The sequence below is a fragment of the Halomonas sp. A3H3 genome (assembly GCF_000982975.1).
Taxonomy (GTDB): domain Bacteria; phylum Pseudomonadota; class Gammaproteobacteria; order Pseudomonadales; family Halomonadaceae; genus Vreelandella; species Vreelandella titanicae.
In genome coordinates this window covers 5208065-5223322 of record NZ_HG423343.1, presented here as the reverse complement: position 1 = coordinate 5223322, position 15258 = coordinate 5208065, and the positions used below count along the sequence as shown (strand labels likewise).

Sequence of the window (15258 nt, the reverse complement as noted above, 5' to 3'; positions counted from 1 at the left end):
AACCTGTTATTTAAAACCTGCTATTTAAAAAATAGTGTGTGGCGATTAGCCAATGGGCTGGTCGACTTCAAGCGCTAATAGTTGCTCGCGATTAGGCAAACCTTCCATATCACCCACTACCTGGATGGCTTGGGCGCCAATGAGGTTGCCGCGTTGGGCGGCTTGACGCGCCGTTCTTCCGTCAAGCAGGGCGCTAATGACACCGACGGCGAAGCCATCGCCTGCACCTACGGTATCCACCACCTCAGCAACGTGGCAACCGGCCACTGTAAAGCTCTCTTCTTGCCCATCCAGGTTGCCACGGTAATAGCTACCTTCGGGGCCCAGCTTGATGATCACAGCCGAGGCACCTTGATCCAGATAATAGCCTGCTATGTCGTAAGGCGTCTTCTGCCCGGTGAGAAGCTGGCCCTCTGAAAGCCCAGGCAACACCCAGTCGGCGCGGCTGGCGAGTTCATTAAGGGTCGACCGCATAACGTTTTCGCTGGGCCAAAGTGACGGCCGTAAATTGGGGTCAAAGGAAATACTAGCGCCGTGGGCGCGGGCCTCTTCCATCAAATGATGGCTAAGCTGGCAGGCGCTTTCAGATAACGCTGGGGTAATGCCCGTCGCGTGAAGGTGGTTAAGCGCCTGAAAGTCGACATTCCGGGCGTCGTCAATAGTGAGATGGCTGGCGGCACTGCCACGTCTAAAATATTCAACTCGCGGGTCGGCGCCGTTCTGGGCACGCTCTTTAAAGAGCAGCCCGGTGGGGTGCTGTGCATCGGCGTGAATATAGCGATCATCGATACCTTCCGCTGTTAATGCCGCCTGAATAAACCCTCCAAAGCTATCGGTTCCCACTCGACTTAACCAGCCCACGTGGAAACCCAGCCTGGAGAGGCCGATAGCGACATTATTATCGGCGCCTGCCAAGCGGCGGTGGAAACGATCAATGTTGGATAAGTCGCCTGGTGAATCAGCGACAAACATAGCCATGGCTTCGCCGAAGGTGAGAATTTCTGGTGGGTTAGAGAAGGAGTGAGGCATAGTCAGTAATCTCTTCGAGTTGTTCATTATCATCCAATGGGAACGATACCATTTTTGTGGCAATTTTTTAGCACCGACTAAAAAAATTAGCGTTGAGTAGAACCTCGTTCGATCAGAGTAGGTGAAAAACTCAGCGCCGCTGGCATTGATGATACGTGGGGCGCAATGCGATGCATCAAGCATTGAACAGCCGTTTTACCCATTGCATCGGTGGGTTGGGCAAGCGTGGTAATGCCGGGAGAGATCAAAGCGCACCAATCGAGTTCATCAATCCCCATCAAGCCTACCTTGCCAAGCAGTAAGTCCAACTGCTGAAACAGGCGGGTCACGGTTAGGGTGGCAGTGCCATTGCCGCACAAGACAGCGCAAGCGTGCTGTTGGTGGGCGGCTAAAAAGTCGCTTAATTCTTGAAGCGTTGCAGTGCCATCTGAGTTAGCAAGCAGGGAGGATGAATGAATAAGCCCCAACTGCCCGGCAGTGTGGTTAAAGCGGGCCAAGCGTTTTTGTCGGGTGCTTGACTGCTGGGGAGCTTCGCTGACATACAGCACGGCCTGGTAGCCCTGATCGGCCAAGTGTTCTAGCGCCATATCGACCGCCAGATGATTATCGAGTCCAACCACCTCCGCTTCCACATGATCGACTTCGCGGTCTAGCAGCACAATGGGTGTCCCCTGGCTGATGAAAGTATGTAGTTGGCGTTCAGGGCTGCCGGATGCATTTACCACGAGACCTTCCACCTGATAGGCACCCAACAGGTCTAAATGCTGGCGCTCCTGTTCTGGGTCGTTATCAGTATTACATACTACCAATGAGTAGCCGTATTGGCGGCACGCTTGCTCTACACCATGTGTGATAGCCACTGAAAATGGGTTGCGGATATCTGCCACCAACATACCTAACAATTTAGAGCGACCACCTTTTAACCCGCGTGCCATTTGATTTGGCTGGTAGCCAAGGGTACCTGCCGCATGGGCGATGCGCGCTTGAAGTGAGGGCGAGAGCCGATCACGCTCTTCGCCAAAATAGCGCGATACGCTGGTTTTAGAGGCACCAGCGAGGCGGGCTACTTCAAGAATGGTGGAACGGCGCGGTGTAGGTGGCATAGTGTACTTTAAAATAGAGTGCTTAAATAAATAGCGTTTTGCGTTAAAGTGTCTTCCGTTACATTGTGATTAACGGAATGAAAGTAGCTCAATTTTGGGTGTTTGCTAGGCCAAAAGCAACGGCGTGCGAGCCGCTAAGGGTGATTGGCCATATGAATATTGTAGTCTGTGGGGTTCACCGTGCCCTCAAGACGTCCAATTTGAGTAAAGTCATTATTTTCAAGAACCGTGTCAATAGATGTGTCTCTAAAGGAGAGGTTTTTAATAACGTTAACTTTACACGGCATTCCCTTTTCATCTACATCCATTATCCATGCTAAGAAACCGTTTGAGAACTTTGCTAAGCTACCGATAGGGTATAAGCCAAAGTGTTGGATATACTCTACAAGTAATGACTTTTCATAAATAGTTGGGCAGTTATTAACCCAGCGGTAGGCATCAAGAGGTTGCCGCGGATGCTGACCATTTCGCTCATGGGTTAATTTATTGATTATTTTAATAACACTGATTAGTCGAACACGCTCGGATAACTCTGCAGCCTGCTTTCCAGCTGGATAGCCGCTGCCATCGAGCCGTTCGTTGGCATTTGAGGATAATGTCATGGCAGGCTGGGCTGGCGACCCAGCCCAGTGCTGTTAGCTTGTTATTCAGTGCAACAACATGTTCTTTGAGTAGCTCGGCTTGCGATGGAGACATGCGAATTTTAAGTGAGGGGAGCTGTTCGCTAATCAGCAGTGGTTTACCCATGGTGTGTAGTAGGGCGCCCGCCACTGTTTCCCGTGTCTGTGACGCGTATGGGTCACGACTGATCAGGATCATTGCTAGCTGGCTACTCACTTGTATGGCATGGCGCACCCACTCGGGTTCATCATGCAAAAAAGCCAGTGCATACTGAAGCCCCCTTCGGTCTTGAGTGACCATATAAAGAAGGCTGTCGACACACTCATAGAGGCTCTCTTCTGGAAATAAATCCTTGTTTTTAGTAAACATTAACATGACTTGTAGCTGGTGAGCGACTTCAAGAACACCGCGTAACAGAGGAGATCGTTGGCTACTCTTGGTTTGATCATGCTCTTCTTTGTGCTGCATTTTCTTCTCTTTGGCATCTGCGATGAAAAGCCGTGACTTAGCTCGAGAAGAGCTATCCTGTATACCTGAGCGAAAAGCAGCTTCGAACTCAGATTCCGATACATAATGGAAAAGAGTCTCAGTCATCGTGGCTGACATATTAATAAACTCAATACCGATAGCCGCATAGTCATGGCTCCCAAAAGGTCGCATATGACAAATACGTCCTTGAGTGTTGAATATTTCTCCGTTTGGAAACTCGAGAGTGACCTCCGGCAGTACCTGATTAATGCTAAGAGCCATGCTATCTTCCAGTCTGACATACACCATGCAGCCACCTACTGAAAGGTTACGCACTTTACCTTCCACGTTGAGCTCATGGGCAAATACTTCCAAGTGCACACGTGCGTGCATACCCAGAATGAAGGGTACACGCAAAGCTCTTCGATTATCGGAGGAAAAAATAGAGCCGGGAAGCTGGCACTCTAAATGGTAAGTGCAGGTATCTATTTTAATGACGTGTGCCGGCACTTGTTCAATATTATAAATTTCTTCTTCTATACCTGGCGTAGGATGGGAAGCTTCTATGTCAAAGCAAATGGTGTCGTTTTGCAAATAAGGAGAAAGCGAGCTACCTGTGTAATGTATCGCTAACGTTATTTTACCACTGTCCAATTCTATCTTAATAGCCTTCGCCTCTATGGCGTAGGCCGCTTCTTTTGAAAAAATAGAAATAGTATGTTCTTTTTTTAGCAAAGACCGTATTATTTGCCCAGTGGTATTTTGGTTCGCCGTATTGATAATCATATAAAACCCACCGTATTTATTTTGTTATAATTAATATCGACTTGGTGGTGACTGCTATATGCTTCTATTGCTTGTCACTCCTACCATGATAGGACATTTTTCCTGTGTCGATTAGCTATTATTTCGCTCCAGTTTGCAAACCTATTTATATCGATTTTAAGAGTCATTTGTAATGATTTGATAATTTTTGTTTATGTTTGATGCAGGCCAGGCCGCCATTCGGACGGGTAGGGATAATCAGGTAAACTGCACGCTTTCTTTTACAGCGATGCTCGCGGCATGCCCTCAAATCCTAAATCACTCCATTCTCAATCGAGCAGCTATGAATTAACACCGTCTGGCGATCGCTATTTCGATGGCCTGGCCGAGAAATTCTCCCGCTCGCTCTATCAGGCGCCCCGGGGCGAGCTGCGTCTCGCAATGCTCGACTACCTGCTACCGGAAATGCTGAATCTAGAGGGGCAGTGCGTGCTGGACGTGGGCGGTGGCCTGGGCCAGCAGGCGGCATGGTTTGCTGAGCGGGGGCACGATGTCACGATGACTGAACCCTCAGCAGATATGCTCAGCTACGCAAAAACCTGGCACCGGGACGTTAAAACGTTACCGGAAGAGGCGATTACTTATCTGCAGGCGCCGCTGCAACGGTTAACAGAACAAACGCCTGGCCCATGGCCGCTCATTACCTGCCATGCAGTGTTGGAGTGGTTGGGCGACCCGCAAGCGGCGCTGGCCACCTTGAGTGATTTATTGGCCCCAGGTGGCCAGCTTAGCTTGATGGTGTTTAATCGCGATGCACTGCGCTTTTCCAACGCGGTCAAAGGCAACCTTGAGAAGGCGTTGAGCGACCGCTTGGCAGGGAAGGGCAAGCGCCAACGATTGACGCCTATTTCGCCCGTTAGTCATGCCGAGATAGAGCAGTGGAGTGCGGATAACGGCTTAGTGATAGATGCAGTCGCCGGTATCCGCGTCTTTCAAGATTACTTGCGCCATCCTCCCGCCACGCCAGCAGAAACTGAAACGCTGCTGGCGCTGGAAAAAAAGTATTGTCGCCATGACCCCCACTGGCGCTTAGGCCGCTACCTACTTTATACATTAATTAAACCGGAGATCGTTGAATGAGTGCCCAAGCCCCAGCGTGCCAGCTGTTAGAGCGACAAAAAGATAACTATGTAGCGCTGTGGGTCATTGGCCCGCCAGTCGATAGCTGGCTTATTGGTCAATCGTCGGGTGTGGTCAGTGGCGATTTTGACGTACTGCGTGAGTGGCAGGCGAAAGGCAAGCAGGCTCGAACGCCTTTTGACTTGGCGGTGGGTGAGCCATTCGGCAAAGAGGTAGTGCTGTTTTGGCCGAAGGCGCATCAGTTAGGTATTTGGTGGCTCAAGTGGTTATGTGAGCAGCTACCTGAAGGCACACCCATTGAAATTGTCGGCGAGCATCAAGGTGGCATTAAACGCGTTCCTAAAATGCTGGAAGAGCTGGGGATGCCTTGGGATAAGCGCGACAACGCCCGGCGCTGTTCACTCTTTGCCACCCAAACCGTGGCATTGGATTCGACTAGCGATAGCGCTTGGCAGCAATTCGAGACATTAGGACTGACGCTGAACAGCCATCCGGGCGTATTTGGCCACGGCAAAGTCGATGAAGGTACGCTGTTACTGTTGGAAAGCATTGAGAATAGCTTGCCGAAAAAACCGCTCAAAGTGCTGGATATGGGCTGTGGCGATGGGATTATTAGCGCTTGGTTGGCCCAGCGTGGCCATCATGTGACCGCGGTGGACGTCAGCGCTTTTGCGGTAGAGGCGTGTAAGCGCACCTTGGCGGCGAATGGGCTAGAGGGGCGGGTACTCTGCAGTGATGTATTCAGTGCACTTGAAGGTGAGCAGTTTGACTGGATTGTTAGCAACCCGCCTTTCCATAAAGAGCGTGATATCAGTTATGGCCCTAGCCAGCGTTTGATCAGCGCAGCGCCAGAGCATCTCAATGCGGGCGGGCGGTTAATCCTGGTGGCAAATGGCTTTTTGCCCTATCCAGACCTCTTGCAGCGGGCATTTCAAGACTTCCAGACCCTGGCGGATAATCGCCGCTTCAAGGTTTACGGTGCGATTAAGTCACAGCGCTAGGTCTACGGCATTTGATGAGGCACTTACTCAGCAAAGAAAACATTAAGTACGTGATCCAGATGCACTTCCATAGCACGACGAGCAGCCGCCGGGTCACGTTCTTCAATGGCTTCAACGATGCGCTTATGGTCATCCTGGGAGCGCTGCGGCATATCTGTTTCCATAAAGAGTTCCTGGAGTCGACGAAACATGGCGCCGTACTTGTGGCCAAGCAGATGCTTGATGACAAGTGCGTAGGCCGCGTTGCCTGAGGCCTCAGCAATACGAATATGCAGTAATCGATCTCCGGCGCAGTTGCGCCCGCCATTGGCGTTGTCAGACACATTCCGCTCAAATGCCAAACGGATCGCTTTCATATCCTCTTCAGTGGCGTTCATGGCTGCTAACGCGGCAATTTCCGGTTCCAGATAGCGGCGCGTCTGGAGAAGTGAAAAGGGCGGGATCTCTTCGTCCAGATTGAGCTCAATTTCGCTCTCGAACTCTGGGTCTATTGCCCAGGGCTCGGTTCGAGCGGCTGCGCGCATCACCGACTCCATGGGAGTGGCGCGCGATTCAAGCACCACGACACCATGGCCGACTCGAACAGCTACCTGCCCAACCACTTCGAGAGCAATCAAGGCCTCTCTCACTGAAGCCCGACTAACGCCAAGAGCTTGGGCAAGCTCTCGCTCGGGTGGTAACAGCGTTCCTGGGGGAAACTCACCATCATTGATTAACTGCTGTAATTGATCAGCAATCTGGCGATAGAGGCGCTGCGAGCGGATGGTTTGAATCGGCATTCGTGGTGTTTCCTATCCGTTTCACTGGTGTTTTTCGACTAAAGTTGATGGCTACTAAAGTTTATTCCCAAAAGCTGCTATTTGGCCTTTTGAGGCTTGTCAGGGTCAAAGTTTCTCGCTCATACTCGGCTCATTGGTCAGGCCATTAGGTGTCTGGATGATTTGGCCTAATGTATGTTCCCATTCTTTTCAAGGTCGTGCCACAGCTTTTAGGGGCGCGCCTTAGCCGTTAGGGATGTGCAAATAACATGAGACTCAAGAACAAAACTGCACTGATCACCGCCGCTGCAAACGGCATTGGGCGTGCTAGCGTCGAGCGCTTTGTTGCCGAGGGCGCACGCGTATTCGCGACAGATATCGATATTGCCAGCTTAGAAGGTATACCGGGTGTTGAAGCTTATCGCCTGGACGTCACGGATAGCCAAGCGATCCACCATTTAGCCGCTTCACTGCCAGCCTTGGATGTACTGTTTAACTGCGCCGGTATGGTGGCAGGTGGCAGCGTACTCGAATGCGACGAGGCCACTTGGCAGCGATCGATGGATCTGAATGTCACTTCAATGTTTCATACCTTGCAGGCTTTTTTACCGGGCATGTTGGCAAAAGAGAGTGGCAGCATCATCAACATGGCTTCCCTGGCATCTAGCATTAAAGGAGTTGCTAATCGCTGCGCTTACGGTACCTCTAAAGCCGCGGTGATCGGACTGACCAAGTCAGTCGCCGCCGACTTTATGACCCAGGGAATTCGCTGCAATGCGATCTGCCCTGGCACCGTTGAGTCTCCCTCTCTCAAACAGCGTATTGCTGAGCAGGCACGTAAAGAGGGGCGCAGTGATGCAGAGGTGCTAGCCTCTTTTATTGCCCGTCAGCCAATGGGTAGGCTGGGGCGAGTGGAGGAAGTGGCTGCGCTGGCGGCTTTCCTGGCTTGTGATGAATCGCAGTTTATTACCGGCACCACGCAATTGATCGATGGTGGTTGGGCTAACTGATTACTTCAGAAGGAATAACAATATGAAACTTTTACGCTTTGGAACGCCGGGCCAGGAAAAGCCGGGCATTCTCGATAGTCAGGGTAAGGTGCGTGATCTTTCCGCCCTCGTTAGCGATGTTGCCGGTGATGTATTGAGCGACGAAGGGTTGCAGAAACTTCGCGATGTGGATCTCTCTATATTGCCAGAGGTCGCGGCTGATGTACGTCTGGGGCCTTGTGTTGGTCAGGTGGGCAAGTTTATTTGTATTGGTCTCAACTACTCCGATCACGCAGCAGAAACCGGCGCCGAGGTTCCCCCTGAGCCGGTCATTTTCAATAAGTGGACAAGCGCTATCTGTGGTCCCAATGACAATGTGGAGATCCCCCGTGGCTCCAAAAAAACCGATTGGGAAGTCGAGCTTGGGGTAATTATTGGAAAGGGTGGACGTTACATTGATGAAGCCGAGGCGATGTCACATGTGGCGGGGTTTTGCGTGGTTAATGATGTGTCTGAACGCGAGTTTCAGTTGGAGCGCAGTGGTACTTGGGATAAGGGCAAAGGCTGCGATACGTTTGGCCCCTTGGGGCCCTGGTTAGTTACCCGTGATGAGATTGCTGACCCACACCAGTTAGGTATGTGGCTTGAGGTAGACGGCCAGCGTTACCAGGACGGCAATACACGCACCATGGTGTATCAAGTGCCTTTTCTGATCAGTTACTTGAGTCGTTTCATGAGTTTGCAGCCTGGCGATGTTATCTCAACCGGCACACCTCCCGGTGTGGGTATGGGCCAGAAGCCTGCCGTTTACCTTCGTGATGGGCAGCAAATGCGTTTAGGTATTGAGGGCTTAGGTGAGCAGCAGCAGCGGGTCGTTCAGGCCTAAACATAACGAGGAGAAGCGCGCTTATGGAAGTGCTTGTCTGTTCAAAGCCGCAACATCTGGAGCTGCGTCACGCTGCTAAACCAGAGTGTGCCCCTGGGCATGCCGTGGTATGGATACGCCGTATCGGTATCTGCGGAACGGATATTCATGCGTATGGTGGCAATCAACCCTATTTTGAATATCCCAGGGTGTTAGGCCATGAGCTTGCCGGTGAGATAGTCGAAGTCGCTGATGACCATGACCAGCACTTACTGGGCAAGCAGGTTTATGTCATACCCTACCTGCATTGTGGTGAATGCCGTGCCTGCCAGCAGCATAAAACCAACTGCTGCCAGAACATGCAGGTTATTGGCGTACATCAAGATGGTGGCATGGCGGAGTACCTGGCCGTACCTACCACTCACTTAGTGGTATCTGAAACCCTTAGCATCGATCAATTGGCCCTGGTGGAGTGCATGGCAATTGGTGCTCACGCTGTAAGGCGTAGCGTGCTACAAGCGGATGAATTAGCCGTCATCGTGGGTGCGGGGCCTATTGGTATGGGCGTACTCCAGGTCGCTAAAAGCCAGGGTGCGCGTACCTTGATGGTGGATACCAATCCATCACGTCTGGCTTTTTGCCGTGACGTACTGGGTGCCGATGCGGTGGCGAACCCTCAGGAAGTGGAAGTGGCTGCACAGATCAGCAAGCTAAATGGCGGTGCGTTAGCAGATGTGGTGTTTGATGCCACAGGGAGCCCTCGTGCTATGGAGACTGGGTTCGATCTGGTGGGGCATGGCGGTTGCTATGTTCTGGTGAGTATAGTCAAAGCAGACATTACCTTCAGTGATCCTGATTTCCACAAGAAAGAGTTGACCTTGATCGGCAGCCGTAATGCCACTCGCGAAGACTTCGATAGTGTGGTGTCACTGATGGATAGTGGGGACATCAATGCTGAAGCAATGATTACCCACCGTGCTTACCTTGCTGACGTGCCTGCCCAGATGCCCCAGTGGTGTGACCCCGCTAATCAGGTTATCAAGGCCATGATATCGATTGATCATTAACACTTCTGCATCGTTTCCTCAAACTTGCCACATTCAGCCGCCGACGAATTTACCGGTAAGGTCTATCGTTAAGGACTATGATGCAAATAAGTAGTCGTTAATTTAACGGTAGTGAGTAGGAGTGGCAGCAATGGCGGGAAATATTCGAAATACGGCGGTACTGGGAAGTGCCGTTCTGCTGGGCGGGCTGCTGGCGCTAGGGCTGGTATGGAGCGGTAGTTATATCAAGGGCGCCGCAGAAGTATGGCAGCAGTCGTCACGTAGCGTCACGGTGCGCGGCTTAGCCGAGCGAGAAGTGCCGGCGGATTTGGTGCTGTGGCCGTTCAATTACAGTGTCAGCGCTAATAGCTTGAGTGACCTTGAGCAGCAGTTGTCCAGTGACGAGCAGGCAATTCGCGATTTTCTGGAGGCCCAGGGGTTTGCATCAGAGCATGTTAGCTCCACTCCGCCGCGGATTACCGACCAATATAGCAATCAGTACGGTGGTCAGCGCCCGGATGAGCGCTATCGCGCCGAAGCAACACTGCTACTGCGCTCCCCCGATGTTGAGGGCGTGATCGAGGCAATCCCCAATGCGACTTCACTGGTTCGAGAGGGCGTACTGCTCTCGCCCAGCTACGAATACCGCACGGAGTTTCTATTTACCGGACTTGATGCGATCAAGCCTGAAATGATTGCGGCGGCCACTGCGGATGCGCGTAACGCCGCACAGCAGTTTGCCGAAGATTCCGGTAGCCAAGTGGGCCAGATTCGTCAGGCGACCCAGGGCTACTTCTCCATCGAGGACTTGGACAGCTACACGCCGCAAACCAAACGTGTTCGCGTTGTCACCACGGTGGACTACTCCTTACAAGATTAGGCCCTAGGCGGCGTTAATGGCGCAGGGATTAGCCAGTGTAATCAATGGCGGTGATGGTATAAAACGTATCACCGTTAGGCGTGAGCACTTTTGCTTCATCACCCACCTGTTTACCGAGCAGTGCTTTAGCCATAGGTGCATCGATACTGATCCAGCGCTTTTTGGTGTCGATTTCATCGTGGCCAACGATCCTGAGATGCACCTCACCGCCACTTTCATCCTCCAGGCTTACATAAGCGCCGAAAAACACCTTGCTGGTATCGGCAGGCAGGCGGTCTACGATTTGCAGTTCGTCCAAGCGTTTCGTCAGGTAAGTAATCCGGGCGATAACGCGGTTCAGCTCTTTCTTGTTATAGGTGTAATCGGCGTTTTCACTGCGGTCGCCCTGGGCGGCTGCTTCGCCGACTTTTGCTGAAATATCCGGGCGTTTAACCCGCGATAGGTGATCCAAGATAGCGCGCAAGCGAGCCGCCCCTTCTGGGGTAATCAGATTGCTCTTAGGGGCTTGACGCGGATCTTTGGCTGGATCGCGCCAGCGGGTCATGTTGCGGCCTTTCATTACCTATTCCCCATTGTGTTTCGAGCTATCTACCTTACGTTAATTGCGCGAAGCATACCAAGCAACATGCTACTGGAAAATCATTCAAACGTTTGTTACATTTTTTGCTATATTGAGCGAGAGGCCCGCTATTAGTAGGTCTAACCAGGACAACAATAATGTTAGGAGCATGTATGCGAACTCACTCTTTTTTACGCAACTCTTTGTCACGTTCAATAATCGCCGCCGCCATTGGCAGCGCGCTGATGCTGTCTCCGCTAACCGCCTCTGCCTTTGAAGGCGAGCTGTTTTCGCTTAAAAACAGGTGGGAGCATACCGTGACTGAGATGCCCGCCAACGAGCGGGAGAGCACGTTAAAGGCATTGGCAGGTGAAGCGGAGCAGTTGGCCGAGCAGTACAGCGATGAAGCTGACGTACTTGTCTGGCAGGGAATAGTTCTGGCTTCTTATGCCCGTGAGCGCGGTGGTTTAGGCGCATTAGGAATCGCAGGTGATGCGCGTGACGCGTTAGAAAAGGCAATTGAAATCGATCCTCAGGGGTTGAATGGTTCCGCCTACGTCACGCTAGGTGCGCTTTACGATCGCGCTCCAGGGCGGCCACTCGGTTTTGGCAATAGTGATACCGCTGAACGCATGTTCCAGCGTGCCTTGGAGATCCGCCCAGACGGCATCGATGTGAACTACTACTACGCTGCCTTTTTGAAAGAAGAGGGCAATGAGCAGGCCGCTCGCGAGCACGCCCAGCGAGCGGTTAACGGCACCGCTCGAGACAACCGGCAAGTCTCCGATGAAGCGCTACGCCGTGATGCCGAAGCGCTGCTTAAGCAGCTGTAAATCCCCCGCTGAATTGGCATTCCCGGTGGCAAGCATTGATAATAGATCGATTATCACCACCGGGAGTGCCTCATGGCGTCCAACTCCAAGCACGATGCTGTTCAGAATCCTAAGTTTCAGCGCCCTCCTTTTAAAAACACGGCTCTTAGCGTTCCAGACTTAAAGCGCAATGATGTTGAGCTGCTTAAGCGGGAGACGCTACACCAGGGGTTTTTCCGCCTGGAAGCCTTAGAGCTTCGTCACCGGCTGTTTGAAGGTGGTTGGAGCGAACCTATGCGTCGTGAAGTGCATAATCGCTTTGATGCAGTGGGTGTGCTGCTCTACGACCCCGAGCGCGACTCATTGGTGCTCATTGAGCAGTTTCGTGCCGGCGCCATTGATGATTCCGCTTCTCCCTGGAAGCTCGAGCTCGTGGCCGGTTTGGTCGAAAAAGACGAATCGCTGGAAGATGTGGCGCGTCGCGAGGCGTGGGAGGAGGCCGGTTGTAAAGTGGCCCAACTGACCAAACTTCACACGTATTATCCCAGCCCTGGCGCCTGCAGCGAGCAAGTGACACTATTTTGTGGTTTGGTAGATACCCAAGGATTAGGTGGGATTCATGGCCTAGATGAAGAGCATGAGGATATTCGTGTTCACGTCATGCCTTTCGCTAACGCTTGGGAGCTCTTAGAGAAGGGGCGACTCGACAACGCCATGTGTTTAATTGGTCTACATTGGCTGAATAGTCAGCGAGCCTCACTGCGTGCTGCCTCGCAGCGCGCTTTGACGCAAAGCGAAACCGACGAGGAGTGAACATGGCGAGAACGGCCTATGTCACCGATTTAAAATCGCTCCAAGGGGAGTGCAGCGCCAACTATTTACGTTTGGTGCGCCTGGTGGGCGATATGGAGGCCGGCCAGCGCCGCGATATTGCCTTGCGCGGTGATAAACAGCATTTCGGTGATCTGCATCTGTATATTCAAGAGCAGGCGCCTTACACCACCATGGTGAATGTTTCTCAGACCGGCCCACTAGATACCGTTTTGGAAGGGCCGCGTATGCGCGTACATCTTTATCACGATGTACGCATGGCGGAAGTGACCGACTTTCAGCGCGAGCGCCACTTTAGTGGCCGCTACCGCTACCCCAATGCCCGGATGCATCAGCCGGATGAGAAGCTTCAACTCAACCGCTTCTTGGGCGAGTGGCTGGCTCATGGCCTTGCTCACGGTCACACGGTCGACGTGCCGGAGATGCCCTAATGCGTGTGGTGCAAATTACCGACGCCCATCTCTATGCGGATATCGAAGCGCGTTCCCGGGCGGGCATACCCTGGCGGCAGTTTCAGCAGGTGTTGAATGCCGTTGTCGCCGAAAAGCCCGATATCGTGCTGTTTACTGGTGATATTAGCCAGGATGAATCGGCCGCTTCCTACGCCTTGGCGATGCAGGCGCTGGAGCAGTTGCCTTGCCCCTGGTACTGGCTGCCGGGTAATCACGATCAGCCCGAGTTCATGGCGGCCGAGCGGCCGATGGTTGAACAAGTGGACTTGGATTCGTGGCGCATCCTGTTGCTCAATACCCAGGTGGAGGGCAAACCCCACGGTGAACTGGGAAGCGAGCGGCTAGCTAAGCTCGCTGAACAGTTAGAGAACGATGACCGGCCCACGCTGATAGCCATGCACCACCCGCCGGTGGACGTCGGCGCGGTGTGGATGGATGCCATTGGCCTACAAGATCGCGACGCATTTTGGCAACTGCTAAGTAAACACCCGCACGTCAAGATCATCCTGTTTGGTCACGCGCACCAAGCCTACGCCGAGCATCATATTTTAGGCACAGGTAGAGGCATAGGTGAGGCCACTATTGATGTTTATGGCTGCCCGGCGATGGCCGATCAGTTTCTGCCCGGTGCCGAGCAGTTTGCCATTGATGAAGCTTCCCGCCCTGGCTATCGGGTTATCGATTTGGCGTATAGCGATGTCCAGGGAAGCGAGTGGCAGAGCTGGATAGAGCGCATTGATTAGACGTTAATTGCTCTCTTATTTCTCTCCCATTTCTGGATAGGTTTTTTAGGAATAAAAAGATAGTTATTAATTCTTTTGGGTTATTACCGGCTCGGCGTTACCCTACTCACATTCGAACGTACATTTATCTATAACGTACGCTGATTTTAGCTTGTGTGACGAGCTTGTTCTTGTGAGGTAAGGGGCCATGACCCAATTGTCTACATTGTCGTCAAAAGAGCGGTCTTCAGAGACGCGTTCTTCATCTTCAGCGACGCAGGGGGAGGCTTTTAATGCCCCTGATGCCGCGCGCTTGACCCACCTCAAGCAATTAGAAGCCGAGTCTATCCATATCATCCGTGAAGTTGCCGCTGAGTTCGCCAACCCGGTGATGATGTACTCCATCGGTAAAGATTCGTCGGTAATGCTGCACTTGGCGCGCAAAGCTTTTTACCCCGGTACACCGCCATTCCCGCTGATGCACGTGGACACCACGTGGAAGTTTCGCGAAATGATCGAGTTCCGTAACCGCATGGCTGAAGAGGCGGGTATGGAACTGATCGTGCACACCAACGAAGAGGGGCGGGCAGCCAATATCAACCCGTTCGACCACGGCAGCGCCAAATACACCGATATCATGAAAACCCAGGCGCTCAAGCAGGCACTGGATAAGTATGGGTTTGATGCGGCCTTTGGTGGCGCGCGTCGTGATGAAGAAGCCTCGCGTGCCAAAGAGCGCGTCTACTCGTTCCGCGATAAGTATCACCGTTGGGATCCCAAGAACCAGCGCCCTGAGCTTTGGAACGTATATAACGCTAAGGTCAATAAAGGTGAATCGATCCGCGTGTTCCCACTCTCTAACTGGACCGAGCTGGATATCTGGCAGTACATCTACTTAGAGTCGATTCCCATCGTGCCGCTCTACTACTCGGCCAAGCGGCCCATAGTCGAGCGCGACGGTATGCAAGTTATGGTCGATGACGACCGTATGCCGTTAGCACCTGGCGAAGTGCCGGAAATGAAGTCGGTACGGTTTCGAACGCTTGGCTGCTACCCGCTAACCGGCGCGGTGGAATCCGAAGCCGCGACGCTTCCGGAAATTATTCAAGAGATGCTGCTGACCCGAACCAGTGAACGCAGTGGCCGCGCCATCGATCGCGATCAGGTGGGTTCGATGGAGAAGAAAAAGCGCGAGGGCTATTTTTAAATGAGGAAAG

The 15258-nt window shown here is 52.5% G+C and carries 17 protein-coding genes; 11 read left to right on the top strand and 6 right to left on the bottom strand.

What is annotated here, in order from left to right:
- Positions 1–45 precede the first annotated feature (45 nt).
- The 4 genes from HALA3H3_RS23760 to HALA3H3_RS23750 all read right to left on the bottom strand — a co-directional run bounded on the left by HALA3H3_RS23760 (position 46) and on the right by HALA3H3_RS23750 (position 4007).
- Entirely contained in the window at positions 46–1029 is a 984-nt protein-coding gene (locus tag HALA3H3_RS23760; protein ID WP_022524032.1) for a sugar kinase, read from the bottom strand.
- Between the two features lie 86 nt (positions 1030–1115).
- Positions 1116–2132, bottom strand: coding sequence for a LacI family DNA-binding transcriptional regulator (locus tag HALA3H3_RS23755; RefSeq protein WP_022524031.1), 1017 nt, complete (start codon positions 2130–2132; stop codon positions 1116–1118).
- Between the two features lie 134 nt (positions 2133–2266).
- On the bottom strand, positions 2267–2734 hold the full coding sequence (locus HALA3H3_RS27550) for an HD domain-containing phosphohydrolase (RefSeq protein WP_022524030.1): 468 nt from the start codon (positions 2732–2734) through the stop codon (positions 2267–2269).
- Positions 2628–4007, bottom strand: a complete 1380-nt coding sequence (locus HALA3H3_RS23750) for a PilZ domain-containing protein (protein WP_022524029.1) — start codon at positions 4005–4007, stop codon at positions 2628–2630. The genes HALA3H3_RS27550 and HALA3H3_RS23750 overlap by 107 nt, the downstream gene beginning before the upstream one ends.
- Before the next feature lie 279 nt (positions 4008–4286).
- Between HALA3H3_RS23750 and HALA3H3_RS23745 the strand changes: the two genes are divergently transcribed.
- The gene (locus tag HALA3H3_RS23745) at positions 4287–5126 is read left to right on the top strand and encodes a methyltransferase domain-containing protein (protein WP_022524028.1); all 840 of its coding nucleotides are present in this window, start codon (positions 4287–4289) and stop codon (positions 5124–5126) included.
- Positions 5123–6127 carry a methyltransferase gene (locus HALA3H3_RS23740; RefSeq protein ID WP_022524027.1) on the top strand — a complete coding sequence of 335 codons (1005 nt, stop codon included), beginning with the start codon at positions 5123–5125 and terminating at the stop codon, positions 6125–6127. Before HALA3H3_RS23745 ends, HALA3H3_RS23740 begins: the two co-directional genes overlap by 4 nt.
- 23 nt (positions 6128–6150) lie before the next feature.
- Here HALA3H3_RS23740 and HALA3H3_RS23735 read toward each other — a convergent pair whose 3' ends face one another.
- On the bottom strand, positions 6151–6906 hold the full coding sequence (locus HALA3H3_RS23735) for a FadR/GntR family transcriptional regulator (RefSeq protein ID WP_022524026.1): 756 nt from the start codon (positions 6904–6906) through the stop codon (positions 6151–6153).
- Between the two features lie 248 nt (positions 6907–7154).
- Here HALA3H3_RS23735 and HALA3H3_RS23730 point away from each other — a divergent pair, with 248 nt between their 5' ends.
- From HALA3H3_RS23730 to HALA3H3_RS23715, 4 genes are all read left to right on the top strand, one after another.
- Positions 7155–7895, top strand: coding sequence for an SDR family oxidoreductase (locus tag HALA3H3_RS23730; RefSeq protein WP_022524025.1), 741 nt, complete (start codon positions 7155–7157; stop codon positions 7893–7895).
- A gap of 22 nt (positions 7896–7917) precedes the next feature.
- Positions 7918–8760, top strand: coding sequence for a fumarylacetoacetate hydrolase family protein (locus HALA3H3_RS23725; protein WP_022524024.1), 843 nt, complete (start codon positions 7918–7920; stop codon positions 8758–8760).
- Between the two features lie 23 nt (positions 8761–8783).
- A complete protein-coding gene (locus HALA3H3_RS23720) occupies positions 8784–9806 on the top strand; it encodes a zinc-binding alcohol dehydrogenase family protein (protein WP_022524023.1) in 1023 nt (340 codons plus the stop codon).
- A gap of 130 nt (positions 9807–9936) precedes the next feature.
- A complete protein-coding gene (locus HALA3H3_RS23715; protein WP_022524022.1) occupies positions 9937–10665 on the top strand; it encodes an SIMPL domain-containing protein in 729 nt (242 codons plus the stop codon).
- 28 nt (positions 10666–10693) lie between these two features.
- On the opposite strand, the gene greB is transcribed toward HALA3H3_RS23715, so the two are convergent.
- The gene (gene greB / locus HALA3H3_RS23710; RefSeq protein WP_009287719.1) at positions 10694–11224 is read right to left on the bottom strand and encodes a transcription elongation factor GreB; all 531 of its coding nucleotides are present in this window, start codon (positions 11222–11224) and stop codon (positions 10694–10696) included.
- A 173-nt stretch (positions 11225–11397) separates the two neighbouring features.
- Here greB and HALA3H3_RS23705 point away from each other — a divergent pair, with 173 nt between their 5' ends.
- From HALA3H3_RS23705 to cysD, 5 genes are all read left to right on the top strand, one after another.
- Entirely contained in the window at positions 11398–12057 is a 660-nt protein-coding gene (locus HALA3H3_RS23705; protein WP_022524021.1) for a tetratricopeptide repeat protein, read from the top strand.
- Between the two features lie 72 nt (positions 12058–12129).
- Positions 12130–12849, top strand: coding sequence for an NUDIX domain-containing protein (locus tag HALA3H3_RS23700; RefSeq protein ID WP_022524020.1), 720 nt, complete (start codon positions 12130–12132; stop codon positions 12847–12849).
- A gap of 2 nt (positions 12850–12851) precedes the next feature.
- On the top strand, positions 12852–13298 hold the full coding sequence (locus HALA3H3_RS23695) for a DUF1249 domain-containing protein (RefSeq protein WP_022524019.1): 447 nt from the start codon (positions 12852–12854) through the stop codon (positions 13296–13298).
- Positions 13298–14062 (top strand): phosphodiesterase, encoded by a 765-nt coding sequence (locus HALA3H3_RS23690; RefSeq protein ID WP_022524018.1) that lies wholly within the window; start codon positions 13298–13300, stop codon positions 14060–14062. Before HALA3H3_RS23695 ends, HALA3H3_RS23690 begins: the two co-directional genes overlap by 1 nt.
- A 187-nt stretch (positions 14063–14249) precedes the next feature.
- A complete protein-coding gene (cysD, locus tag HALA3H3_RS23685) occupies positions 14250–15248 on the top strand; it encodes a sulfate adenylyltransferase subunit CysD (protein WP_009287723.1) in 999 nt (332 codons plus the stop codon).
- Positions 15249–15258: the final 10 nt, after the last annotated feature.

Coding starts and splice junctions, on each gene's coding strand:
- HALA3H3_RS23755 (WP_022524031.1), bottom strand. CDS start 2,132: ATGCCACCTACACCGCGCCGTTCCACCATTCTTGAAGTAGCCCGCCTC.
- HALA3H3_RS23720 (WP_022524023.1), top strand. CDS start 8,784: ATGGAAGTGCTTGTCTGTTCAAAGCCGCAACATCTGGAGCTGCGTCAC.
- HALA3H3_RS23705 (WP_022524021.1), top strand. CDS start 11,398: ATGCGAACTCACTCTTTTTTACGCAACTCTTTGTCACGTTCAATAATC.
- HALA3H3_RS23760 (WP_022524032.1), bottom strand. CDS start 1,029: ATGCCTCACTCCTTCTCTAACCCACCAGAAATTCTCACCTTCGGCGAA.
- greB (WP_009287719.1), bottom strand. CDS start 11,224: ATGAAAGGCCGCAACATGACCCGCTGGCGCGATCCAGCCAAAGATCCG.
- HALA3H3_RS27550 (WP_022524030.1), bottom strand. CDS start 2,734: ATGACATTATCCTCAAATGCCAACGAACGGCTCGATGGCAGCGGCTAT.
- HALA3H3_RS23690 (WP_022524018.1), top strand. CDS start 13,298: ATGCGTGTGGTGCAAATTACCGACGCCCATCTCTATGCGGATATCGAA.
- cysD (WP_009287723.1), top strand. CDS start 14,250: ATGACCCAATTGTCTACATTGTCGTCAAAAGAGCGGTCTTCAGAGACG.
- HALA3H3_RS23745 (WP_022524028.1), top strand. CDS start 4,287: ATGCCCTCAAATCCTAAATCACTCCATTCTCAATCGAGCAGCTATGAA.
- HALA3H3_RS23725 (WP_022524024.1), top strand. CDS start 7,918: ATGAAACTTTTACGCTTTGGAACGCCGGGCCAGGAAAAGCCGGGCATT.
- HALA3H3_RS23740 (WP_022524027.1), top strand. CDS start 5,123: ATGAGTGCCCAAGCCCCAGCGTGCCAGCTGTTAGAGCGACAAAAAGAT.
- HALA3H3_RS23695 (WP_022524019.1), top strand. CDS start 12,852: ATGGCGAGAACGGCCTATGTCACCGATTTAAAATCGCTCCAAGGGGAG.
- HALA3H3_RS23735 (WP_022524026.1), bottom strand. CDS start 6,906: ATGCCGATTCAAACCATCCGCTCGCAGCGCCTCTATCGCCAGATTGCT.
- HALA3H3_RS23730 (WP_022524025.1), top strand. CDS start 7,155: ATGAGACTCAAGAACAAAACTGCACTGATCACCGCCGCTGCAAACGGC.
- HALA3H3_RS23715 (WP_022524022.1), top strand. CDS start 9,937: ATGGCGGGAAATATTCGAAATACGGCGGTACTGGGAAGTGCCGTTCTG.
- HALA3H3_RS23750 (WP_022524029.1), bottom strand. CDS start 4,007: ATGATTATCAATACGGCGAACCAAAATACCACTGGGCAAATAATACGG.
- HALA3H3_RS23700 (WP_022524020.1), top strand. CDS start 12,130: ATGGCGTCCAACTCCAAGCACGATGCTGTTCAGAATCCTAAGTTTCAG.